This window comes from Prochlorococcus sp. MIT 1342 (genome assembly GCF_047304495.1).
In the GTDB taxonomy this organism is placed as follows: domain Bacteria; phylum Cyanobacteriota; class Cyanobacteriia; order PCC-6307; family Cyanobiaceae; genus Prochlorococcus; species Prochlorococcus marinus_D.
The window spans coordinates 145,821-168,678 of the sequence record NZ_CP138957.1; the positions used below are offsets into that span (position 1 = coordinate 145,821).

Genomic DNA, 22,858 nt, shown 5'->3' on the forward strand with positions numbered 1-22,858 from the left:
CAACGTCGGTTGCCTGAACGATCAACGTCTTGGCAATCAGTTCATCTTTTTAATGGCTCCCAGCTTCCAGGTTTGATTGAACCAGGGATCAAGTGGACCATAGAGCCGCAGGATCCCGAACCAACCTTTGCTGGGGATGGTTTTGATCCAGTTTGCCTTTTTCCCTTCGGGTGCTTTGGGCCCGAAGTAAAGATCTACGGAACCATCATCATTCACCAGCATGTCTTGGTTGCGTTTGTTGTTTTTGCTTGGATAAGGCGACTCCTTGCTTTGCAGCATTGAACGGGTCTGGGGGTCGTAAACCACAAAGGACCAGAAGCGATTGGCCGGAGCATTAGCCGGAACTGTGAGTTTGTATGTGTTAGCTCCATCGAGGTATGCGCCGTTGCTGTCTCGCGAGGAGAAGGCGTACTGAGACCCCACGCTAGGAAGCTCAAGCGCCATCGCTGGAGTATTCACCGTAGCGAGATAGAAGAAAAGGGTACGTCCGTCCATATCGCGTCCACCATTTCCCTTGTTCACGAGGTACTTGTGACTACCTCCGGGAAAGCCGGTTTGCCAGTAACCAGACCTATTTGGGTAGATATAAGCCTTTGGATCCTGAGGGGAAAACAGGATCGAACGGGCAGTGGCATTGCCAATGGCTACAGCTTCAGTGAGCAGCGCTTTCTGTTCAGCATCCGGGGCAAAAGGCTTGCCTTTCTGAATGCCAATGGCTGACGCCATGCCCAGCAGCTCTGGGGAGAACATCTCCGAAGGTTCACGTTGGATCACCTCATTGAGTTCCTCGTAAAATTTGAAATTATTGGCATGAATGGTATTCACCGTCCAGTCGGTAAGGTTCTTGAAATTGTTGGCTTGAGGATTTGTTCGCATGGCATAGGGGTACACCTTTAAGCCATTTTTGAAGCTGTCTCGTGCTGTATCAGTCTTGCCTTCCTCATCGAGAAAACCACGAAGAATCAACCAGTTGATGTAGCTCGGGGTCTTTGCCACAAAAAAACCATCGGTCGTCGCAGGAGCCTCTTGACCTGGCCCAAGAATCAGATATTTACCGCCCTTGCCCTTGTCGGGGCCGGGGCCTCCCATATCAACCACAAAGCGGAAGAAGGCATCATTCACTGTTCCTGGCCCGGTTCCGGGTGGGACTTCCACAACGATCGGACCAGCACTGAGATCGAGAAAAGTAGAGGCGTAAACCGTATCGGTATTTCCAGTGAGCCAAAGAGACTTGGAACTCATCAGCTCATCAAAGATGCCGATGTCCTGATTTGGTTTCATGCCATAGCCATCACGATGCCCCATGTAGAGCATCTCGAGCGACGCTGCTGGTATGAAATTGAGGAATGTCTGCACACCACGGCCTAAATCAACCTGCCGGCGAGCAAGTCTCATGGTTGCGTCATCAGGAAAACCATCAAAGTAATTAAATAAGCCAAGTCTTGTTCTCACACGATTGGGAGTCAGAACATCCTCAGGGATTGGCGTGTTATATCCATTCGCTTTAAGATCTTGGGCTTGAATAGCCAGACAAGTACTAGCCAAAAGAAGAGCCGAAGCGAGAGAAGTTTTAAAAAGTTTCATGGATTTAATTAGAATAAATTAGTAAAATTTGCCTGGTATCATCCCATCGGCTGAATATCATTGAGCTGCCAAATTTTATCGAACCAAGGCTGCAGCGGTCCGTAGAGACGAAACACAGCAAACCAGCCCTTACCAGGAACAGTTTCGATCCAATTGGCTTCTTTCCCTGTTGGGGGTTTGGGGCCAAAATAGAGGTCAATACTGCCATCAGTGTTAACGTCTAAATCCTGATTTCGTACACTGTTTTTGCTCGGCAAGAGCTGGCCAGTCTGCAGCTCAGACCGTGTCTGCGGGTCGTAAACGACCATCGACCAAAAGTCTTTCGCAGGCACACCTTTGTCAATCGTGAACTTGTAAGTTTTGCTTCCATCGAGATAACGACCGTTAGCATCAGTGGCCACAACGCCATATTGCGATCCAGCTCCAATCATTTGCAACACCATCGCTGGTGTATTTACTGTGTAGCCCCAAAAGAAATTATTGCGTGCATCTAAATTTCGACCACCTGCACCATCATCAACAAGCCATTCATGACTTCCACCTCCAAAAGGTGTAAACCACTGTTTGTCTTGATAGAAGTAAACATCCTTATTGCGGGGTTGACCCATGTCGGAGCGTACGTAGGCAACACCAACTTGGATTGCTTCTTCTAGGATCTTTTTATCTTCTGGAGATGGAGAAAAAGATTTTCCTTTTTCCAATCCGATAGCAGATGCCAATCCCCTTAGCTCAGGATCAAGGAAAGCAATGGGCTCACGCTGAATGACGGTATTGAGTTCATTAAAGAACTTAAAATTATTGGCATGAACTGTATTGAAAACCTTTTCACCAGCTTGAATAAAGATCATCTGAGCCGGGTTATCCCTTTGGGAATAGGGATAAAGACGCAAACCATTTTCATAATTAGCGATTGCTTGATCAGGTTTACCGTTGGAATCAAGAAAAGCCCTAAGAATTAACCAATTTGAATACGTAGGAGAACGAAAAACAAAATAGCCGCCAGCATGACTTGGCTCAGAATCATCTGGCCCCAGGATGAGATACTTTCCTCCTTTTCCCTTGTCTGGCCCAGGAGCTCCAGTATCAGCAACAAAGCGGAAAAAGGCATCATTAATAGTTCCTGGACCAAGACCAGCAGGGATCTCGATTACCAGAGGCCCTGTCTTTTTCAGGTTGAAGAACGTCGATCCGTAGACCGTGTCGGTATTACCTGTCAGGAACAGAGGATTTGAGTTCAAGGGGGCCATCAATGCCACCTTGGTGTGGTTATCGACTCCTACTTCTGCATGACCATGGCGAAGCATTTCAATGCTTGCTGCTGGCATCAAGGTTAGAAATGTCTCATAGCCACGAATGAACTTGAGATTTTCAAAACTTTTCCGTACCGTCTCTCCATCAGGCATGCCGTCAAAAAATCTGAATGTTCCAGCACTCGTCTTTACGGTGTCTGGAGTGAGAATTCCTGAGGGTATTGGAGCCGTGAAATTCTGGGATGCTTTTTTTAATGCAGTTGTCTCTGCAAATCCCATTGGGCTTGACAATCCATTCACTAATGTGCTCATTACTATCCCCACGATCACCGAAGAGGCTCTGCGATTACAGATCACCTGCGAGAATGGATTAATCATGATTAAATCGCTCTTCATATCTATTTATTGTACTGATAAATCTTTCGCGATGGCTTGGGCGTCTCTCTGACCAGCATAAAAAGCAACTCTTGCTGCTCGAATATTGCTTGAGTTAAAAAGGAGTTTCGTGGTCTATTGGAGGGCTAGATTTGAAGCGATCTAATAGCACATCTACAGGTATCTTATTGTTGAAGCGACAAGCATTTGTTTCGCTACAGTTGAGACTTCCATGTTCCCAGAACTTATTGCTTCCCATGCCACCTCCGCAGAAGCCGAAGTAGTTGCATTCTTTCTCACAGCGTTGCACACCAGACAGCATATCCTTCCATAATTTTTGAAATCGCTCGCTCTTAGCTGCTTCCATTAGCGAAATCTTGCGGATGTTACCAAGATCAAATGTGCCATAAAGATTTGATGAGACTGAAAGAAGTTCAGGGTCAAAGGTTGAAAAATTACCCTGCCAATCGACACTCAGAATTGAATAAGGTCGATTGAGTTCATTTTGATTAAGTCGCCGATTTTCACGAATCAGACTGATCACTTGATCAAACTCCCTCAGTACAACAGGGAAGCCATCCTGCTCACTTAACTGCCAAAAGCTTTGTAGGAACTGACGGTATTGTTCCTCGCGTTCGAAGCCTTGCATCGATGAACTTGTATGTTCACCTTCTTGTTCTTCAACATTGAAGCCAACAGAATGAATTTCATTGTCACGAAAGAATTGATACATTCCGTTTGGATCATCCATTGCTGTTGCAGTTACAACGGCAATGGCATGAAATGGGATTTTGTTTCGCTTTAGTGCTTCGATACCTCTCATTGAGTGGATATGAGAGCCTTCCCCATTGCGGAAGCAACGGTTGGCATCGTGTATGTCTTTGGGGCCATCCACGCTGATGCCAACAATGATCTTATTCCTGCGAAAGCATTCACACCATGCATCGTTAATCAGTGTGGCATTGGTTTGTACATGCTGTTCAATATGAACTGTTCCATTAGTCCATTTTTCTATAGCTTCGTTGATTAATTCCGTGGCTCTATCGTAGTAGCTGCAGGGTAAGGTCAGTGGCTCCCCTGCATGCCACACCAGGCTTAGCTCTTCACCAAAGAAGGGGCTTTCGAATATCCTTTGCATTAGTAAAGGCAAAAGCTCAAGATCAAAGATCTTGCGGCTCTTACGATCTGGCAGATAGCAGTATGAGCAGTCCAGATTGCATAGAGAGGTGGACTGAACAACTACCAGCCCGATTGGACCGAAGCGACTGATGTCAGGACTTGTTGTTGTCATTGAGATGAATGTTGTCTGTTCACCAGTTCAAGAAACCCCCCACTACCATTTTTCCAGGAGCGTGCCTGATCATTCTCTCCAAATATTATTTTATTAGATCTGAGAAATAAGCTCCATCTATTGTTGCGAATGCCTTGGATACTACTCGCTTCAATTGGGTTAGAAGTATTTGGTTGGCCGTAAACCGTAGCCTCTGCAGATTGCGTGATTACAGCAGACGTTGCTAGTAGCGCATATAGGCTGATTAGAGAGCGAGTTGCCATGGTGTAATGACTGCATTAGTCGTGCAGTTTCATTCAGTACTAATGGTGATCAATGCATCGGCCAAAGCATTGATGAGGGTCATTGTTTTGGCCGATATTGCTTGCCTGGGTTGTATTAATTGCTGCTAATTATTCGTTACCAATTAGCAAAGCCACGGCCGCCGTAGCCGCCATTCAACCAGCCGCCTCCTCCGTTGCCCCATCCTCCGCCATTGCCCCAACCTCGGCGAACAACCCTGCCGCCACCATTCCCCCACGCGCGGCCACCACCATTCCCCCATGCGCGAGCAACACTTCTTTCATTTGAATTTGAGTGTCTCTCGTTAAGTAATACTTTCCAGGTGCCAGTTCGAACGGTTTGAATTTTCGCTTCGATTGGATTTGCAAGGTTAGGCTTATTGTAAACGGCAGCTTCAGCAGACTGCACGACAACGGCTGATGAAGCGAGAAGTACATATATGCCGAGTAGAGAGCGAGGTGTCATGGGTTTGTAGAAAAGAGGATGTGAAGGATTGGAATTTGAATTTTCTAACGATCAACGCAAAGATAGTTGCGCAGCGGTAGATAAGACTGTGGCGTAGTAGGCCTTGATCAACTCTTGCTTGAGATTAACGGCACTTCCTGGACCAATCCAGCGATTGACCATGGCTTGAACAGGGGCAACATCATTCACATAGCCTTGCAAGATCTTGCCGATGGCGATGTTGCTGTAATTCAGCATTGTGGAGTTGTTTTCTGGAATGATGCAGGCGATACCTGAACGGCCGTATGGAACGATTGGCACGAGATCGGCGTTTGCTGCAACCCTGGCTTGATTGGCTTTGAGCCAGAGACTGTCTCCACCGAGTATGTCAACAGAGCCAGAGCGCACGGCGGCAAGAGCTGCTGCTGGAGAGGCGTAGGAGACGTAATTCGCCTGTGGTGCTGCTGTTTCGAGAGTTTGAGCAGCAACGGTGTCTTTAATGACCCCAACAGTCTTGCCTGCAAGAGATGCGGGAGTGCCATCATTGCCTCTAGGAGCTAGTACCCTCACCCCGCCCAAGGCAAACGGGATGGTGTAGTCCACAAGCATTGCCCTTTCCCAGGAGTAGGCAACACCACAGGCGATGTCTGCTTTGCCGCTCAGCAGAGCATCTTTTGCGTCTTGTACTGATTTCACCTGTAAGGGATTAAGCCTGATCGCCTTGCCTGCAAAGGCCTGAAGTTCATTTTTGACAGCTGCAACAACATCGATTGCTAGGCCCTTGAAGCCTGTGTCGCTTTTGCTAGCAAACGGAAGTTCGTCACCGATAACTACCGCGTTTAGCTTGCCACTGCGTACAACCGACTCCATGGAGGTCTCTGCTGAGGCTGGCTGGGCTGTTAAGGCAGCTAGTGCGAATAAAGAGCCCAAAAACGCGATACCTCGTGTCTTCATTAAAATGCCGATTAGTAGATCATTGAATTTTACTTTGCAAGGACAAACAAGAGTGAGCCTATGGAATATTGTTATGAAAACTGACTGACTTGGATTCATCTATTGTTGCGAACTGCGTACGATTGCAGTTGAAATTTCTCCTAGTGATGGGGTTGATTTTTTTTTGTGAGTCAGCAATCAAGGCCCTCCTTTTGCACAGCGAAAGCCCATATGACACGTTGCAGTGTCTATTGTTTGACCTTGTAGTGCAGAGGGTCGATAACGTACGCAGTAATTATCTGCGCAGAGAAACGATCCGCCTTTGATAATTCTCCGTTCCTGTTGATCTGTCGCCACGGGATAAATAGAGTTGGTCCATTCCCACACATTGCCGCAAACATCCAACAGTCCATAGCCGTTAGCAGGAAAGCTGCCAACGGGCGAGGTCCAGAACCAGCCGTCTAGCTCTTCGTTGTGCCAAGGGAAAGAACCTTGCCAGATGTTCGCCATCCATCGGTTATTGGGAGTGAGTTCATTCCCCCAGGCGTATTGGGCATCGACAAGACCTCCGCGGGCGGCGACTTCCCACTCTTCAGCAGAAGGGAGACGCTTGCCAGCCCAATGGGCATAGGCGATGGCGTCGGCGTAGGCGACATGCACGACAGGGTGATCATCAAGGCCATCGATCGTGCTTTCGGGTCCTTGGGGATGACGCCAGTCAGCCCCAGCCACGAGCGACCACCAGCTCAAGGGTTTGCTGCGATCCACCGTTGCTGGAGGCGGTTGAAAGACAACTGATTCAGGGATGCGTTCCTCGGGCGCTAGATCGGGATAGAGCGTTGGATCAGGTGGCAGCTCCGAGACTGTGAGATGTTGCGTGGCGTTGACGAAAGCTCGGAACTGGGCATTGGTGACTGGCCCTATGTCGATCTGGAATGAGTCAAGCTGCACTTCTCGCGCGGGTGTTTCCTCCGGATAGCAGCGGACTGAACCATCCGGATAGCAGCGATCACAGCCAACTCGATAGAGCCCTGAAGGGATGGTTACCATCTCTACTGGCAAAGATGTGGTCACAATGAAAGTCTGCAGGTGGAAATGTGTCCATCTTTATTGTTGCCTAAAAGCCAAGATGGCTAAGTGTGAGCACCGTCAGAGTGCCTAACCAATGTCACTATGGATAGATCTCCAATGTCACTTTGTTGATGGTCCCATTGAAGGCACTGAAGCGCTGATCCCCAATCACTCGTTGAGTAACAGGTGATCCACGATCCATGCCAACATCAGCACCTTCATCAATCGAAAAACGTGTGCCAACAGTTGCATCAACCCTGCCAGTTGATATGACTTTGTCATCAACTAGTAAGCGTACATCTGCACCCTTACCAGCTCCTCCCCCGTCGTAATCCATCTCAAAGCGAATTTTTCTGTTGCCAGAAGAGATTTTCTTGTTGCTGCGGAAGGTATGAAGATTGCCCAGGTAATTATAGGCATAGGCCGGATAACCATCTTCTATATAAAGTGACCATCCGCCAAAGCGGCTCCCTTGGGCCATAATCACGCCGTTGGCATCTTGGCTTGAGTCAATGTCTACCTTGGCTGTAATGCTGTTGGAAACATTCTTGACATTGAGGATGGCATCCTCAACAAGATCCCAGGAGCCTGGGTAGAGATCAAGTTGTGTCCTCGACGAGCCCATTATCGTTGGCCGGCCTGCAACAGAAGGCACTAAACGTTGCAACAGACGATCATCTAAGGGCAGCACTTGATTGGCGATTGCTTCTTTCAAGAAGAGTCGTTTCATTGCCTCGAGCCGTTCTGGATACTGAGTTGCCAGGTTGTTAGCTAGGCTGAAATCATTGCGCGTATCGTATAATTCCCATCCATCATCTTTGGCGACGCTATGCATCTTCTTGGGTGCTTCCCATGGCAGGCCAACGGTGGCTCTTGCCATCCAGCCATCTTGATAGATTCCACGATTACCAACAACTTCGAAATATTGAACCTTGTGTCGCTCAGGTGCATCAGCGTTGTCGAAAGAATAAATAAGGCTGGTTCCTTGCATCGGGATTTGTGCAATCCCATTGATCTGTTCAGGCATGGGTAAGCCAGCAGCTTCAAGGATCGTTGGCGCAACATCAATTACATGGGAGAATTGATCGCGTATCTCTCCTTTTGATTTGATGGCCTCAGGCCAATGAATCACAGTGCCATTGCGTGTACCGCCAAAATCTCCGGCAATTTGTTTGGTAAATGCAAATGGAGTATCAAAGGCAATCGCCCAGCCGACTGCCATATGTGGATAGGTGTTTTGATCACCCCAATTGTCATAATGTTCTAACTGAGCCTCAAGTGTTTCAGGGATGCCGTTAAACATGTGCCCCCAGTTCCAGTTGCCGGTTTGGTTTCCTTCTGAACTTGTGCCGTTATCACCACTGATATAAATAACCAGCGTGTTGTCAAGTTCACCAAGCTCATCAATGGCCTGGATGAGTCGCCCAGCTTGATAGTCTGTGTATTCTGTGAAAGCTGCGAACACCTCTGCTTGTCGTGCAAACATGCGTTTTTGTATATCACTAAGATCATCCCAGTTCGGCACACTTGCTGGTTTTTTTGCCAGTTTTGTGTTTGGGGGTACAACACCTTTTGCGATCTGATTTGCGAGCGTTTCTTCTCGAATAACATCCCATCCCTTATCAAACTTTCCCTTGTACTTTTTAATCCATTCCGGTCTTACATGGTGTGGTGCATGTGAGCCAGCAGATGCATAATAGATAAAGAAAGGCTTGTCTGGGCGCAGTCCCTGTTGTTGTCGCATCCAGGCAATAGCCTGATCTGTCATGTCTTCAAGGAAGTGGTAATCCTCTCGATCTGGGTAATCAATGATTGTGACCCCATCGTGAAGTGATGGCTCATACATATTTTCTTCTGCGCCGATGAAGCCATAAAATTTTTCAAATCCCTGTCTGGTTGGCCAGCGGGTTTGTGGGCCCGCAGCAGTGGTCTCACGGCCAGGGGTTTCATGCCATTTACCAAAAGCGCCTGTGTTGTAGCCATTGAGCCTTAGTATCTCGGCTACAGGTTCGGCATAGTTAGGCACAAATGTGGTATTGCCCGCATATCCAGTCGCAATTTCAGGGATTGAACCCATGTTCATCACATGGTGATTACGGCCTGCTTTAAGAGCAGCTCGTGTAGGTGCACATAGGGCTGAAGTGTGAAATCGGTTATAACTCAGGCCATTGTTTGCCAGTTCCTGCAGAGCCGGCATTTGCACCACTCCGCCAAAGGGGGAAGGAGCACCAAAGCCAACATCATCCAACAAGATGACAACAACATTGGGTGCTCCTTTGGGTGCCTGGACGACATGTTGTCGTGGCATTTTTACTTGACTTGGCAAGCGCTCGTCAACTTTCTGAGGATGTGGATCTGCGATCGGAAGTCGCCGACGATTAATCTCTTCTGCGTTGGCGGCAGACGTTGCTGTGAAACTTATGATACATGCAAGCCAAAGAAGTATTCTGAATTTCATGTTTGCTTTGGAGTGGTGGATTTGTTATTAGTAATCACCATTTAACAGTGATGAGTCCATAGCTGTTTGTGGATCCAGGCCGACTTGTTGCTAAATTTCAAAAAAATGCAAGGATTTGATCGAAAGAAGTCGTTCTCAAGTTATTGAAGAGACAAGGGTATGCAACTTGTTTGATGATCTCATCAATCGTTGATGAGACTGGCCCATTGCCTATTCATGCCTGAACAGTACTAGGATAATATCACTTTCCAATGATGCCTTGACGCGCTGATTTGCTTCGTCTTATTTGCTATCAAAAACGAAGTTTAAGAGCCATTTGCTCTTCTCTATTTATTGACGGGAGCATCCTGGGGAGGTGATCAATGATGGGTTCTGAATTGCTGGTTTGATCCATCACTTTTTCTTAACGCTTAATAGGAATTTTCTTTTGAAAGAGGGGATAACATTCGCAAAATCTTTTTAACCAATGGTCAGAATTGCTCCAGTAGCATTACCACTAAGACTATCTGTGCTGGCTGCAGGAGCTGCACTCAGTGCCATGGTCATGCAACCGTCTTTTGCTGAGCAGCATGATATTGATACTGAGCAGCCATTTGATTTCTCGGAGTTAACCATTCAAGAGGAGATCGCTCAAGCAGATTCTGCAGACCCTGAATCGAGCTCACAAGCGAACCTAGAGGCTGGAGCAGATCAAGGCAACACGGAAGATTTGGCCAAGCAGGCCCAGAATCCAATTGCGAGCATGATCAGCTTCCCGATTCAGTGGAATGCTACGCCTGGAACTCAATGGGCACCTTCATTAATTGACCCATCGGCACGTGATAATCGCACGCAAAATGTTGTCAATGTGCAGCCTGTTGTCCCATTCAAGGTCAGCAATGACCTCACCTTGGTCACGCGGACGATTGTGCCAATTGTCAATCAGCCATGGGCTGACGGAGTGGACTTTACAGCTATAGGAGATATCAATCCGAGTGTTTTCTTTGTACCAACTCTTAAGGGGAATCTTACGGTTGGGCTTGGGCCAACTTTGATTATGCCATCGGCGACCGATATTCGCATTAGTTCCCAGCGTTGGAGTGCTGGGCCTTCCGCAGTCTTCGTCTATAGCAAAGGCCCATGGGTGCTAGGAGGTCTTGCTAATAATGTTTGGTCCTTTTCAGGACGTGGAGGCAAAGATGTGAATAAGCTTTTGATCCAGCCATTTCTTAACTACAACATGCCGAATGGTTGGTACTTTACGAGTTCACCAATTATCACGAATGACTGGAATGTAGATGATGGCAAGGGTTGGATGGTTCCTGTTGGAGCTGGGATAGGTAGAGTCTTTAAAATTGGTGATCAACCTGTTAATGCTTCGCTCAGTGCCTATTGGAATGCTGTAAGGCCGGAAATTTTTGGAGAAAAACTTCAAGGTGACTTTACGATCCGCACTCAGATTCAGTTCCTTTTCCCAAAAGGTAGCTGAAAAGTATTCTTTTTATTACTCTCCCCACTAATATAAAAACATGACACCTTCACGACCTCTAATAGCACTGATTGCAATTTCTACTTTTTCAATGTTGTCTTCTGAGGCCTTTGCAGAGCAATCTTTGTATGAGCGCAATCCTGGGCAGGGGCAGGTTTTAGTTTCGATTGAACCAGATCAGCTTGAAGATGATGAGGTGGTCGAAGAGAATGAGGATGTATTGGAAGAGGATGATTGGAGAGTGTATTTGGACCTTTATGGATTCCTGCCATTATCGACCACTGGAGACATCACAATCAATGGAAATACTGTGCCTATAGACTCGAGCCTTGCCGATGTTTTGGCTACGGTTACAGGACTTTTTACAGGAAGGGCTTCTGTTGAATATGGGCGACTGGGCTTCATGGCTGGGATTATTTATGGCACGTCATCTGAGGATCAGAGTGGTACAAATAGCTTTAATGGGGAAGAGCTTAATCCTCCAATTGATGGCCTGAAGCTTAATAGTCAATCGACTACAAATTTTAATCAGTCTATCATTGATCTTGCCGTGCGCTATCGCGCTGGTGCCTTTGAACAGCCAGTCATGAAAACAGGAGACTCCACTTTTATAGGTTTTGTTGGTGCACGAATCATTGATGCAGGCATGGACATGGATATGTCTTTAGCAGCGGATGTCAAAGTGAATGGCAGGACGTTAACAAAGAAGGAAATGCCAGAGTTGGAGAAGAGCGCGAGCGGATCGATTGATCACACCTGGGCTCAACCATTACTTGGCATGCAGGTGACTTATGCGATGAGTCCAGAATGGCAGGCTTTTATGAGGTTGGATGCGGGAGGATTTGGTCTTTCTGGCAAGAAGGATCTTTCTGGAACTGCTCAGGCAGGACTTGCTTATACAGTGGGTAATTCAGCGCAATTAACTCTTTCTTGGAAGTACTTTGGCCTTGAGTACGCTGGTTATAATACTGATAATAGCTATAGCAATTATCAGAATGGTGTCAACCTTGGCTTGAGATGGTTTTTCCCTTAATGGTCTTTAGTTGCTCCTATTCGGCTTTCGATGTCTTGTCTCTATCAGTTGTTTGTATCGATATCTCTTGATGTATAGAGATTGATATTAGTGGGAAACTAATGCGAGTTTTTCTCCTTTATGCATCACGGTTGCTATGTGTTATCCCTTCTTAAGTTTTACCAGGCCTTCTAATCCTTGCGTTTTGAGCAAAGTCAACTTGCCTTGATTAGTGGGAGTGATTTGTATGATCTTCTACTGTTTATACTGTGGATAGTACGGCAAGGTTTGATGCCAATTTTCTTCTGCCATCGAAGAACGAATGCGTTTGTCTTTAGGTGGTTTTGTGCTGGCGATTATTTGTGATTTTATTGATATAGCATTGAATTTCTGGAGTGTCTTTGCTGATCATTTCTTGTTGGAGCCGGTCTGATCGTTTTTTGGCCTCAAATCATTAGCCACCTCATAGGCACGCAAAGTATTGATTTCAGCATTCTTCTGGCAGATCGGTTGCGCAGCTTTGCCTTGCTCCTCTGTTTCGGCTTAGCCTCGCGGTCATGATCTCTTTCAGATTGTTGCTGCAACAGGGTTGCATTGTTTTGAAGCGCTTTTGGGGATTGTTTTTGATGTCCGTGCTGTTCCCTCTTGCTGCAGGGGTTCAGCCTGTTTGGGCTTTGTCTGGTTTAGATGGGACGACTAGCCATAACTTCGTTGCTGATGCGGTAAGTCAGGTGGCGCCTGCAGTGGTTCGCATTGATACGGAACGCACTGTGCAACGTCAGCCTTTTGATCCCACCCTGATTGATCCCTTGCTCAGAGATCTCTTGGGCGAGCCAGGAATTGGGCCAGAGCGTGAGCGCGGTCAGGGTTCGGGTGTCGTGATCGATGACCAGGGGTTGGTGCTGACCAATGCCCACGTGGTTGAAAGGGTGGATGCGGTCAGCGTCACCCTTGCCGATGGAGATCAACACGATGGTTCGGTTGTCGGGACGGATCCTGTTACTGATCTTGCTCTTGTGAGACTGGATGGGGGCACACGTCCTGAGGCCGCCCCTCTCGGAGATTCTGATGCGCTTGAGGTAGGCGATTGGGCGATCGCTCTTGGTACCCCCTATGGCCTTGAACGCACCGTCACCCTTGGCATTGTTAGCAGCCTGCATCGCAATATCAGCAGCCTTGGCTTCTCTGATAAACGTTTGGATTTGATTCAGACCGATGCCGCGATTAACCCTGGCAATTCCGGTGGTCCACTCGTGAATGGTCGTGGTGAGGTGATCGGTATCAACACACTGGTTCGTTCTGGTCCAGGCGCTGGTTTGGGATTTGCTATCCCGATCAATTTGGCTCGGCATGTTTCTGAGCAGCTTTTGACCAGTGGGGAGGTGGTGCATCCTTATTTGGGTGTCCAATTGGTGCCGCTGACAGCTCGTATTGCCAGGGAGCACAATCGTGATCCGAATTCGCTGGTGGAATTACCCGAACGCTTTGGGGCGCTTGTGCAGAGTGTTTTGCCGGATAGCCCGGCGGAACGCGCTGGTTTGCGGCGTGGTGATCTTGTGATTGCGGCAGCTGAAACATCAGTCTCTGATCCACAAACTCTGCTTAAACAGGTTGATCAGGCTGAGATCGGTGTCCCCTTCTCATTAAGGATCATGCGCAATGGTCAAGAGATGAGCCTTTCGGTTAATCCAGCCGCATTACCTGGCCTTAGTTGAAACCCTTGCCCTTGCTACCGTCGCGCCGATGATTCAGAAACGATGGCGGACCTTCAAACTCAGATGAAGCAAGCGGTGGCGGCAGCCGCTGTGGAGCAGATCAAAGATGGCATGGTTCTTGGTTTGGGTTCAGGCTCGACGGCAGCTCTGATGATCCAGGCTCTTGGTGCCAAGCTGGCCAGTGGTGAGCTTCGGGACATTGTTGGCGTTACCACCTCTTTCCAAGGCGAAGTGATGGCTGCGGAGTTGGGGATTCCCTTGCGCAACCTCACGGCCGTGGATCGCATCGACTTGGCGATCGATGGAGCTGATGAAGTTGATCCCTCTTTTCAGTTAATTAAAGGTGGCGGGGCCTGCCATGTGCAGGAGAAGCTTGTCGCCAGTAGAGCGGATCGCTTTGTGGTTGTTGTTGATTCCACAAAGATTGTTGATCGGCTCAACCTTGGTTTTTTACTTCCGGTTGAGGTCTTGCCTGGTGCTTGGCGACAGGTGCAGGGTCGCTTGGCTGAGTTGGGCGGTATTGCTGATTTGCGTATGGCTCAGTGCAAGGCCGGTCCTGTGGTTACCGATCAGGGCAATCTCGTTTTGGATGTAAGCATCGCCGGAGGTATTGGTGACCCTGAAGATCTGGAGTGTCGAATTAACAATCTTCCGGGTGTCTTAGAGAACGGTTTGTTCGTCAATCTCACCGATGAAGTTTTGGTTGGCCAGATTAGTGATGGTGTTGCGGGAGTGCGTCGTCTACAGCGCCGTGAGTAGAGGGGTTATTCGAAGCGGATACGCACGGATTCAGCATGGCTGTGCAAGCCTTCGCTGCTGGCCAATTCCCTTACGGCGTTAGCAGTGGCCTCAAGGGCAGATCGATTGAATTCGATTAGAGAGGTGTGCCGCAGAAATGTTTCCACGCTCAGGGCGCCGCTGAAGCGGGCCGTTCCGCATGTCGGTAGTGTGTGGTTTGGTCCGGCTAGATAGTCGCCTACCGCTTCAGGGGTCCAGGGGCCGATGAAGATGGCGCCGGCATTTTTGATGCAGTCGGCAATGGCGTGCGGGTGCTCGACCAACAACTCCAAGTGCTCAGGTGCGAAGTGATCGCTGAGTTGAGCGCATCTTTCCAGGCTTTCACAGATCACGACCAGCCCCCAGTTGCTTAAAGAGGCTCGGCAGATCTGCTCGCGAGGGTGCCCCTTAAGCTGAGCCTCCAAATGGGATGGGAGCTGTTCGGCGAGGCTTGCTTCGGTGGTGAGTAGTACTGCAGCAGCAAGTGGATCGTGTTCTGATTGGGCCAGTAGGTCGGCGGCCACCTGCTCAACACGAGCACTCTGGTCGGCGATGACTAAAACCTCACTTGGGCCGGCGAGCGAATCAATGCCCACTTGCCCGTAGACGGCCTTTTTCGCAAGGGTGACGTAGAGATTGCCGGGTCCGCTGATCACATCGACCTTTGGCACGGTTTCAGTGCCAAAGGCCAGGGCTGCGATGGCCTGGGCACCACCGAGACGCAAGACCTCACGAATGCCTGCTAGGTGTGCGGCGGCTAGAACGGTTCTGTTGATCTGACCATCCCTTCCCGCGGGTGAAGTCATCACCAGCTGCTCCACACCGGCTACTTGGGCTGGGACTGCATTCATTAGCACTGTGCTCGGATAAGCAGCTCGGCCTCCTGGGATGTAGATCCCGGCTTTTTCTACAGGGCGCCAGCGGCGGCCCAATTGTTCGCCGTGGATGCCTTGCACCATCAGGTCATTCGGTCGCTGATGCTGATGGAAATTCTGGATACGGCGATAGGCCAGCTCCAGAGCAGATTGAAGTTTTTGGGGAGTTTTTCGCCAGGCGTCTTCCAACTCTTCTGGAGCTACGGTCAATGGCTCTGGACGAAAACCGTCAAAGCGCTCGGTCAAGGTGATCAGGGCTTGGTCCCCTTGGCTGCGAACGGTGTCGAGGATGTCCTCCACCGTCGCCATGGCTTGCTTTTGAGAATTGCCGGTAGAGCGGTTGGCCAGCCGCTCTAGTTCACGCTTGGCTTGTTGCCGATCCCGAACACAATGAATCAGGGTTGAGGGAGTCTCTGACTCGGCCTGGCCGCTTTGTGTCAAAGTCTGCAACCTGAATATCTGAAATCAAGTTAGGGCTTGCTCTTCTGGCTTGTCTAAAAGCGCTTGTAATGGAATCTCAAAAATTGGTGCTGGGTTAAGGTGATGGATTATTGAATCAGCGCAAGCATCTGTGGCCAATAACAAGTCTTCAAAGAAGCGTGTTCAGATTGCCGAGCGCAACCGTCTTGAAAACAAGTCGTATAAATCGGCCATGCGCACATTAATGAAGCGTTGCTTCAGCGCTTGCAGTCATTATTCTCAGCAGCCTGGTGAGACAGCTAAAGCGAATGTGAAGGCCAGCATTGATTCGGCTTTCAGCAAAATTGATAAGGCGGTGAAACGTGGAGTTCTGCATCGCAACACCGCTGCCCATCAGAAGTCTCTTCTTAGTGCAGCGGTAAAGCAGGCGATTGAACCGGCGTCAAGCACTTAGGGGTGATTTGGCATGGGCCCTTGTGAAAGGGCTTGTTCTTTCCCTTGATGAGGAAAGTGCCTGCACAATGGGGCCAAAGATGCGTTTTGGGTTCTGGTGTCGTCTCCGATTCTTATCGATAGTCATTGTCACATCGTCTTTCGCAATTTCGATGATGATCTCGATGAGGTAGCTGCACGCTGGCGACAGGCGGGCGTAGCGAGTCTGCTGCATGCGTGCGTGGAACCCGCAGAGATTCCTGCGATTCGTGCTTTGGCGGATCGTTTCCCTGAACTGCGCTATTCAGTGGGGGTTCATCCCCTCGACACGCAGCACTGGAATCCTCAGACGCAGTCGCTGTTGCGAGATGCAGCTCTTGAAGATCCAAGGGTGGTGGCTATTGGTGAACTCGGGCTTGATCTTTACCGGGATTCAAACCTTGAACAGCAGTTGGCTGTGCTGAGACCGCAGTTGGACTTGGCCACGGAGTTAGATCTACCCGTGATCATTCATTGTCGTGATGCATTTGATCCCATGACGTTGGAGTTGCGTCAGCGTCAGAAGGAGGGTCGTTGCCCTAGGGGGGTGATGCATTGCTGGGGCGGCACACCAGAGGATATGGAGGTCTGCTTGGATCTTGGTCTTTACATCAGTTTCAGTGGCACAGTCACCTTCCCGAAGGCTGAGGCCATTCACGCCTGCGCGCGCGAAGTTCCGCAGAATCGTTTTCTAGTCGAGACGGATTGTCCGTTTCTGGCTCCAGTGCCTCGTAGGGGTAAGCGCAATGAGCCTGCCTACGTCGAAGCTGTGGCTTCTCGGGTGGCTGAGCTTCGAGGGGAGTCTTTGGCCTTCGTTGCAAGCAGTAGCACGGCTAATGCAAGACGATTGTTTTCTTTGCCCTGATCTCAAGACATTGGACAGGCGTTTGGCGGTCTACAAGTGTAAAATTATTGACTGGTCTGGCCATGATGCAGTTCTTCTGCGTCCCTGCCGCCCGAAGCGCCCATTGTCTTCTGGTGCATTGTTGACGTCAGTCTTTTTGACTCGAGATCTCTGAGCCCATGAGTACGGCAGCAGCTCCTTGGTACAGGGAGCTGCTGCCGCTGCCTTTTGTGCTGCCGACTCGGATCTAGGCCCGTCGATTGTTCAGGTCTTCCAATTTCACTTCTCAACTGCAGGTCTCCGCATGAGCAGCAGCGCGATTCAGGTCGCCAAGACCGCCACCTACCTGCCTGATCTCGTTGAAGTTCAGCGGGCGAGCTTCAAGTGGTTTCTTGATGAGGGCTTGATCGAGGAATTGGATAGCTTTTCTCCGATCACTGACTACACAGGCAAGCTTGAACTCCATTTTGTTGGCAATGAATACCGATTGAAGCGGCCTCGCCACGATGTTGAAGAGGCCAAGCGCCGTGATGCGACTTTCGCCTCGCAGATGTATGTGACCTGTCGCTTAGTGAATAAGGAAACAGGTGAGATTAAGGAGCAGGAGGTGTTTATTGGCGAGCTTCCTCTGATGACTGAGCGAGGTACGTTCATTATCAATGGTGCAGAGAGGGTTATTGTTAATCAGATTGTGCGCAGCCCAGGGGTATATTTTAAGGATGAACAGGATAAGAATGGACGACGAACATATAATGCCAGTGTTATCCCTAACCGTGGTGCCTGGCTAAAGTTCGAAACAGATAAAAACGACCTTCTGCATGTGCGTGTTGATAAAACACGCAAAATTAATGCCCATGTTTTAATGCGGGCCATGGGGCTATCAGATAACGATGTAATCGATAAGCTTCGTCACCCCGAGTATTACAAGAAGTCTATTGAGGCTGCAAATGAGGAAGGAATTAGTTCAGAGGATCAGGCTTTGCTTGAGCTTTATAAAAAGCTTCGTCCTGGTGAGCCTCCTTCAGTAAGCGGTGGACAACAGCTTCTGCAGACCCGATTTTTTGATCCCAAGCGTTACGACCTTGGCCGAGTTGGCCGTTACAAGATTAATAAAAAGCTGCGTCTAACAATCCCGGATACGGTGCGGACCCTCACCCATGAGGATGTGCTCTCAACCCTTGATTATCTGATCAATTTAGAACTCGATGTGGGTGGTGCCAGCCTTGATGACATTGATCACCTGGGCAATCGTCGAGTGCGTTCAGTGGGTGAACTTTTGCAGAACCAGGTCCGGGTTGGTCTCAATCGCCTGGAGAGGATCATCAAAGAACGGATGACGGTGGGGGAGACCGATTCGCTCACGCCAGCTCAGTTGGTGAACCCCAAGCCTCTCGTTGCAGCTGTTAAGGAGTTCTTCGGTTCCAGTCAGCTGAGTCAGTTCATGGATCAGACGAATCCATTGGCTGAGCTCACCCACAAACGTCGTATCTCAGCTCTGGGGCCAGGGGGCCTCACTAGGGAGCGTGCTGGCTTCGCGGTGCGTGATATTCACCCCTCCCATTATGGCCGTCTCTGCCCAATTGAGACACCGGAAGGCCCGAATGCAGGTTTGATCAATTCACTGGCTACCCACGCTCGGGTCAATCAGTATGGTTTCATTGAGACTCCCTTCTGGAAGGTTGAGAACGGTCGCCTGATCAAGGAGGGAGACCCCATCTATTTATCAGCCGATCTTGAGGATGAGTGTCGTGTAGCTCCTGGTGATGTGGCCACGGATGCCGATGGACAGATTCTCGCTGAATTAATTCCAGTGCGTTATCGCCAGGACTTCGAAAAAGTTCCACCTGAGCAAGTGGATTATGTGCAGCTCTCGCCGGTGCAGGTGATCTCTGTCGCCACCTCCTTGATTCCTTTCCTCGAGCACGATGACGCCAATAGGGCTCTGATGGGATCAAATATGCAACGGCAGGCCGTACCACTGTTGCGGCCTGAGCGGCCTTTGGTGGGGACGGGCCTCGAAACTCAGGTAGCTCGTGATTCCGGGATGGTGCCCATCTCCCGCGTGAATGGCATGGTCACATTCGTGGATGCCACTGCGATCATCGTCCGGGATGAGGATGGGGTTGATCACACCCACTACCTGCAGAAGTATCAGCGTTCAAATCAGGACACCTGCCTTAATCAGCGTCCGATTGTCTGCCAGGGTGATGCGGTGATCGTGGGTCAGGTTCTCGCGGATGGTTCGGCTTGTGAAGGCGGTGAAATTGCTCTAGGTCAGAACGTTTTGGTCGCTTATATGCCTTGGGAGGGTTACAACTATGAGGACGCTATTCTTGTCAGCGAACGATTAGTTAAGGACGACCTCTACACCTCGGTGCATATCGAGAAGTATGAGATCGAGGCACGACAGACAAAGCTTGGCCCCGAGGAGATCACCAGGGAGATACCCAATGTTGCCGAGGAAAGCCTTGGCAATCTTGATGAAATGGGCATCATTCGCATCGGTGCTTTTGTAGAGAGTGGCGACATTCTGGTGGGCAAAGTGACACCTAAAGGTGAGTCAGATCAGCCTCCGGAAGAGAAGCTTTTGCGTGCCATTTTTGGTGAAAAAGCGCGCGATGTGCGTGATAACTCTCTACGCGTTCCCAGTACTGAGCGAGGACGAGTTGTGGACGTTCGTATTTACACTCGTGAACAGGGTGATGAGCTTCCCCCTGGCGCCAATATGGTCGCTCGAGTGTATGTGGCTCAGCGTCGCAAGATCCAGGTTGGCGACAAGATGGCCGGTCGCCACGGCAATAAAGGCATCATCAGTCGCATTCTGCCCCGCGAAGACATGCCTTTTCTGCCCGATGGCACTCCAGTTGACATCGTTTTGAATCCTTTGGGCGTGCCCAGCCGGATGAATGTGGGTCAGGTGTTTGAGTGCTTAATGGGATGGGCAGCAGCCAATCTCGACTGTCGGGTCAAGGTGGTGCCTTTTGATGAAATGTATGGAGCTGAAAAGTCCCAGCAGACAGTGGAGGCTTATCTCAAGGAAGCTGCCAAACAGCCAGGTAAGGAGTGGGTCTACAACCCTGACAATCCTGGCAAGCTTCAATTGATTGATGGGCGTTCGGGTGAACCTTTCGACCAGCCGGTGACCGTTGGTTATGCACAGATTCTGAAGCTTGTTCATTTGGTTGATGACAAGATCCATGCTCGTTCAACAGGTCCCTATTCACTGGTAACCCAGCAACCTCTTGGCGGTAAGGCTCAACAAGGTGGCCAACGTTTAGGGGAGATGGAGGTGTGGGCTCTGGAGGCCTATGGCGCCGCTTACACCCTGCAGGAGCTGCTTACTGTTAAATCAGACGATATGCAGGGTCGGAATGAAGCCCTCAATGCAATCGTCAAGGGCAAGCCTATCCCCAGGCCGGGGACACCCGAGTCTTTCAAGGTCTTGATGCGTGAGCTTCAGTCTCTAGGGCTTGATATCGCTGTTTATACCGATGAAGGCAAAGAAGTGGATCTGATGCAGGATGTGAATCCCCGCCGTAGTACTCCTAGTCGACCCACTTACGAATCCCTTGGAGTAGCGGATTACGACGAAGATTAACGGCCTTACCTAACTGCTTTTCGTTTCCCAAACTGTTTGCGATTCGTTCATGACTAACAGCAACCTCCGTACAGAGAACCACTTCGACTACGTCAAGATCACACTTGCTTCACCAGATCGGGTGATGGAGTGGGGTCAGCGGACACTTCCTAATGGGCAGGTAGTGGGTGAAGTGACGAAGCCGGAGACGATCAATTACCGCACCCTTAAGCCTGAGATGGATGGGCTCTTTTGCGAGAAGATCTTCGGCCCTTCAAAGGATTGGGAGTGTCATTGCGGGAAATATAAGCGGGTTCGACACCGTGGCATTGTCTGTGAGCGTTGTGGCGTGGAGGTCACTGAAAGTCGGGTTCGGCGTCATCGCATGGGCTTCATCAAGTTGGCAGCTCCTGTCTCCCACGTTTGGTATTTGAAAGGGATACCTAGTTATGTGGCGATCTTGTTAGATATGCCACTACGTGATGTTGAGCAGATTGTTTACTTCAACTGTTATGTCGTGCTTGATCCTGGCGATCATAAGGAACTCAAGTATAAGCAGTTACTTACTGAGGATGAGTGGTTAGAGATTGAAGATGAGATCTATGCAGAAGATTCCACGATTGAGAATGAGCCGATGGTTGGCATCGGTGCTGAAGCTCTAAAGCAATTGCTAGAAGATTTAGATTTGCCTGATGTAGCTGAACAGTTGCGAGAGGAAATCTCATCTAGCAAGGGTCAAAAGCGGGCCAAGTTAATTAAGCGTTTGCGTGTGATTGATAATTTCATTGCTACCAATGCAAGACCTGAGTGGATGGTGCTGGATGCGATTCCAGTCATTCCCCCGGATCTTCGTCCAATGGTCCAATTGGATGGCGGACGTTTCGCGACCTCCGACCTGAACGACCTTTACCGTCGGGTGATTAATCGCAACAACCGTCTTGCTCGACTTCAGGAAATTCTGGCCCCTGAAATTATCGTCAGAAATGAGAAGCGGATGCTTCAGGAGGCAGTGGATGCTCTGATCGATAACGGTCGTCGCGGCAGAACAGTTGTTGGTGCTAACAATCGTCCGTTGAAGTCCCTCAGCGACATCATTGAGGGCAAGCAGGGTCGCTTCCGTCAGAACTTGCTTGGTAAGAGGGTTGATTACTCAGGTCGTTCCGTGATCGTGGTGGGCCCAAAGCTGAAGATGCATCAGTGCGGCTTGCCTAAAGAGATGGCGATCGAGTTGTTTCAACCGTTCGTGATCCACCGTCTGATTCGTCAGAACATTGTCAACAACATCAAGGCTGCAAAGAAGTTGATTCAGCGTGCTGATGATGAGGTGATGCAGGTGCTGCAAGAGGTCATCGAGGGGCATCCGATTCTGTTAAACCGCGCTCCAACTCTTCATCGTCTTGGTATTCAGGCTTTCGAGCCAAAGCTGGTCGATGGTCGTGCGATTCAGTTACACCCGTTGGTCTGTCCTGCTTTTAATGCCGACTTCGATGGTGACCAGATGGCGGTTCATGTGCCGCTCGCGATTGAGTCTCAAACAGAGGCACGCATGTTGATGTTGGCCAGTAACAACATCCTTTCGCCTGCCACCGGTGATCCGATCATCACTCCCTCGCAGGACATGGTGCTTGGTTCTTATTACCTCACGGCGCTCAAGCCTGGAGCTTCTGTGCCTGAGTTTGGCGATCAATCCAGAACCTATTCAGGTTTAGAGGACGTCATTCATGCGTTTGAAGATAAAAGGATCTTGCTACATGACTGGGTTTGGGTTCGTTTTAACGGTGAGGTTGAGGACGAAGATGAGATAGAAGAGCCCATCAAAGCTGAACTGCTCAGCGATGGAACTCGCATTGAGCAGTGGACTTATCGCCGAGATCGTTTCGACGAAGAAGGAGCATTGATCAGTCGCTACATCCTTACAACAGTGGGCCGCGTGGTGATGAATTACACAATTATCGATGCGGTGGCCGTCGCCTGAGTCACTCCAATACCAGCTTTCTTCCCTGACCTGATT

Annotated in this window: 18 protein-coding genes; 9 read left to right on the forward strand and 9 right to left on the reverse strand. The window is 49.5% G+C overall.

Annotated elements, in window-relative coordinates:
- Nucleotides 1-36: 36 nt before the first annotated feature.
- Both SIB79_RS00710 and SIB79_RS00715 read right to left on the reverse strand, forming a co-directional pair.
- On the reverse strand, nucleotides 37-1,584 hold the full coding sequence (locus SIB79_RS00710; protein WP_063403540.1) for a DUF1254 domain-containing protein: 1,548 nt from the start codon (nucleotides 1,582-1,584) through the stop codon (nucleotides 37-39).
- A 38-nt stretch (nucleotides 1,585-1,622) separates the two neighbouring features.
- On the reverse strand, nucleotides 1,623-3,056 hold the full coding sequence (locus tag SIB79_RS00715; protein WP_413681167.1) for a DUF1254 domain-containing protein: 1,434 nt from the start codon (nucleotides 3,054-3,056) through the stop codon (nucleotides 1,623-1,625).
- On the opposite strand from SIB79_RS00715, the gene SIB79_RS00720 reads away from it, so the two are divergent.
- Entirely contained in the window at nucleotides 2,986-3,282 is a 297-nt protein-coding gene (locus SIB79_RS00720) for a hypothetical protein (RefSeq protein ID WP_413681175.1), read from the forward strand. The genes SIB79_RS00715 and SIB79_RS00720 overlap by 71 nt on opposite strands.
- A 42-nt stretch (nucleotides 3,283-3,324) precedes the next feature.
- Here the strand turns inward: SIB79_RS00720 and grrM are convergent, their stop codons facing one another.
- The 6 genes from grrM to SIB79_RS00750 form a co-directional block, all read right to left on the reverse strand.
- Nucleotides 3,325-4,500 carry a cyclophane-forming radical SAM/SPASM peptide maturase GrrM/OscB gene (gene grrM, locus SIB79_RS00725; protein ID WP_063403541.1) on the reverse strand — a complete coding sequence of 392 codons (1,176 nt, stop codon included), beginning with the start codon at nucleotides 4,498-4,500 and terminating at the stop codon, nucleotides 3,325-3,327.
- Nucleotides 4,497-4,763, reverse strand: a complete 267-nt coding sequence (grrA, locus tag SIB79_RS00730; RefSeq protein WP_074161329.1) for a GrrA/OscA1 family cyclophane-containing rSAM-modified RiPP — start codon at nucleotides 4,761-4,763, stop codon at nucleotides 4,497-4,499. The genes grrM and grrA (SIB79_RS00730) overlap by 4 nt, the downstream gene beginning before the upstream one ends.
- 136 nt (nucleotides 4,764-4,899) lie before the next feature.
- A complete protein-coding gene (gene grrA / locus SIB79_RS00735; protein ID WP_074161330.1) occupies nucleotides 4,900-5,247 on the reverse strand; it encodes a GrrA/OscA1 family cyclophane-containing rSAM-modified RiPP in 348 nt (115 codons plus the stop codon).
- Between the two features lie 51 nt (nucleotides 5,248-5,298).
- Complete coding sequence (gene grrP, locus SIB79_RS00740; protein ID WP_081215665.1) at nucleotides 5,299-6,156, reverse strand: extracellular substrate binding-like orphan protein GrrP; 858 nt, start codon at nucleotides 6,154-6,156, stop codon at nucleotides 5,299-5,301.
- Nucleotides 6,157-6,357: 201 nt separating this feature from the next.
- A complete protein-coding gene (locus SIB79_RS00745; RefSeq protein ID WP_236072617.1) occupies nucleotides 6,358-7,233 on the reverse strand; it encodes a formylglycine-generating enzyme family protein in 876 nt (291 codons plus the stop codon).
- Nucleotides 7,234-7,330: 97 nt separating this feature from the next.
- Nucleotides 7,331-9,688: an arylsulfatase gene (locus SIB79_RS00750; RefSeq protein WP_063403545.1), complete on the reverse strand. Its 2,358-nt coding sequence runs from the start codon at nucleotides 9,686-9,688 to the stop codon at nucleotides 7,331-7,333.
- 466 nt (nucleotides 9,689-10,154) lie between these two features.
- On the opposite strand from SIB79_RS00750, the gene SIB79_RS00755 reads away from it, so the two are divergent.
- The 4 genes from SIB79_RS00755 to rpiA all read left to right on the forward strand — a co-directional run bounded on the left by SIB79_RS00755 (nucleotide 10,155) and on the right by rpiA (nucleotide 14,642).
- Entirely contained in the window at nucleotides 10,155-11,156 is a 1,002-nt protein-coding gene (locus tag SIB79_RS00755) for a hypothetical protein (protein ID WP_063403546.1), read from the forward strand.
- A gap of 91 nt (nucleotides 11,157-11,247) precedes the next feature.
- Nucleotides 11,248-12,189, forward strand: a complete 942-nt coding sequence (locus SIB79_RS00760) for a hypothetical protein (protein WP_236072618.1) — start codon at nucleotides 11,248-11,250, stop codon at nucleotides 12,187-12,189.
- A gap of 536 nt (nucleotides 12,190-12,725) precedes the next feature.
- On the forward strand, nucleotides 12,726-13,883 hold the full coding sequence (locus SIB79_RS00765; protein ID WP_155724633.1) for a trypsin-like peptidase domain-containing protein: 1,158 nt from the start codon (nucleotides 12,726-12,728) through the stop codon (nucleotides 13,881-13,883).
- 42 nt (nucleotides 13,884-13,925) lie between these two features.
- Complete coding sequence (gene rpiA / locus SIB79_RS00770) at nucleotides 13,926-14,642, forward strand: ribose-5-phosphate isomerase RpiA (RefSeq protein WP_063403548.1); 717 nt, start codon at nucleotides 13,926-13,928, stop codon at nucleotides 14,640-14,642.
- A gap of 5 nt (nucleotides 14,643-14,647) precedes the next feature.
- Here the strand turns inward: rpiA and hisD are convergent, their stop codons facing one another.
- Nucleotides 14,648-15,976, reverse strand: a complete 1,329-nt coding sequence (gene hisD, locus SIB79_RS00775) for a histidinol dehydrogenase (RefSeq protein WP_063403784.1) — start codon at nucleotides 15,974-15,976, stop codon at nucleotides 14,648-14,650.
- 130 nt (nucleotides 15,977-16,106) lie between these two features.
- On the opposite strand from hisD, the gene rpsT reads away from it, so the two are divergent.
- The 4 genes from rpsT (at nucleotide 16,107) to SIB79_RS00795 (ending at nucleotide 22,822) form a co-directional block, all read left to right on the forward strand.
- Nucleotides 16,107-16,409 (forward strand): 30S ribosomal protein S20, encoded by a 303-nt coding sequence (gene rpsT, locus SIB79_RS00780; protein ID WP_063403549.1) that lies wholly within the window; start codon nucleotides 16,107-16,109, stop codon nucleotides 16,407-16,409.
- A 96-nt stretch (nucleotides 16,410-16,505) separates the two neighbouring features.
- Nucleotides 16,506-17,291, forward strand: a complete 786-nt coding sequence (locus SIB79_RS00785; RefSeq protein ID WP_063403550.1) for a TatD family hydrolase — start codon at nucleotides 16,506-16,508, stop codon at nucleotides 17,289-17,291.
- 283 nt (nucleotides 17,292-17,574) lie between these two features.
- Complete coding sequence (gene rpoB / locus SIB79_RS00790; protein ID WP_011130875.1) at nucleotides 17,575-20,868, forward strand: DNA-directed RNA polymerase subunit beta; 3,294 nt, start codon at nucleotides 17,575-17,577, stop codon at nucleotides 20,866-20,868.
- 49 nt (nucleotides 20,869-20,917) lie between these two features.
- Complete coding sequence (locus tag SIB79_RS00795; protein WP_063403551.1) at nucleotides 20,918-22,822, forward strand: DNA-directed RNA polymerase subunit gamma; 1,905 nt, start codon at nucleotides 20,918-20,920, stop codon at nucleotides 22,820-22,822.
- The last annotated feature ends 36 nt before the right edge of the window (nucleotides 22,823-22,858 follow it).

Coding starts and splice junctions, on each gene's coding strand:
- SIB79_RS00710 (WP_063403540.1), bottom strand. CDS start 1,584: ATGAAACTTTTTAAAACTTCTCTCGCTTCGGCTCTTCTTTTGGCTAGT.
- SIB79_RS00755 (WP_063403546.1), top strand. CDS start 10,155: ATGGTCAGAATTGCTCCAGTAGCATTACCACTAAGACTATCTGTGCTG.
- grrM (WP_063403541.1), bottom strand. CDS start 4,500: ATGACAACAACAAGTCCTGACATCAGTCGCTTCGGTCCAATCGGGCTG.
- SIB79_RS00750 (WP_063403545.1), bottom strand. CDS start 9,688: ATGAAATTCAGAATACTTCTTTGGCTTGCATGTATCATAAGTTTCACA.
- SIB79_RS00720 (WP_413681175.1), top strand. CDS start 2,986: ATGCCGTCAAAAAATCTGAATGTTCCAGCACTCGTCTTTACGGTGTCT.
- SIB79_RS00795 (WP_063403551.1), top strand. CDS start 20,918: ATGACTAACAGCAACCTCCGTACAGAGAACCACTTCGACTACGTCAAG.
- SIB79_RS00765 (WP_155724633.1), top strand. CDS start 12,726: ATGATCTCTTTCAGATTGTTGCTGCAACAGGGTTGCATTGTTTTGAAG.
- rpiA (WP_063403548.1), top strand. CDS start 13,926: ATGGCGGACCTTCAAACTCAGATGAAGCAAGCGGTGGCGGCAGCCGCT.
- grrA (WP_074161329.1), bottom strand. CDS start 4,763: ATGGCAACTCGCTCTCTAATCAGCCTATATGCGCTACTAGCAACGTCT.
- grrA (WP_074161330.1), bottom strand. CDS start 5,247: ATGACACCTCGCTCTCTACTCGGCATATATGTACTTCTCGCTTCATCA.
- SIB79_RS00760 (WP_236072618.1), top strand. CDS start 11,248: ATGTTGTCTTCTGAGGCCTTTGCAGAGCAATCTTTGTATGAGCGCAAT.
- rpoB (WP_011130875.1), top strand. CDS start 17,575: ATGAGCAGCAGCGCGATTCAGGTCGCCAAGACCGCCACCTACCTGCCT.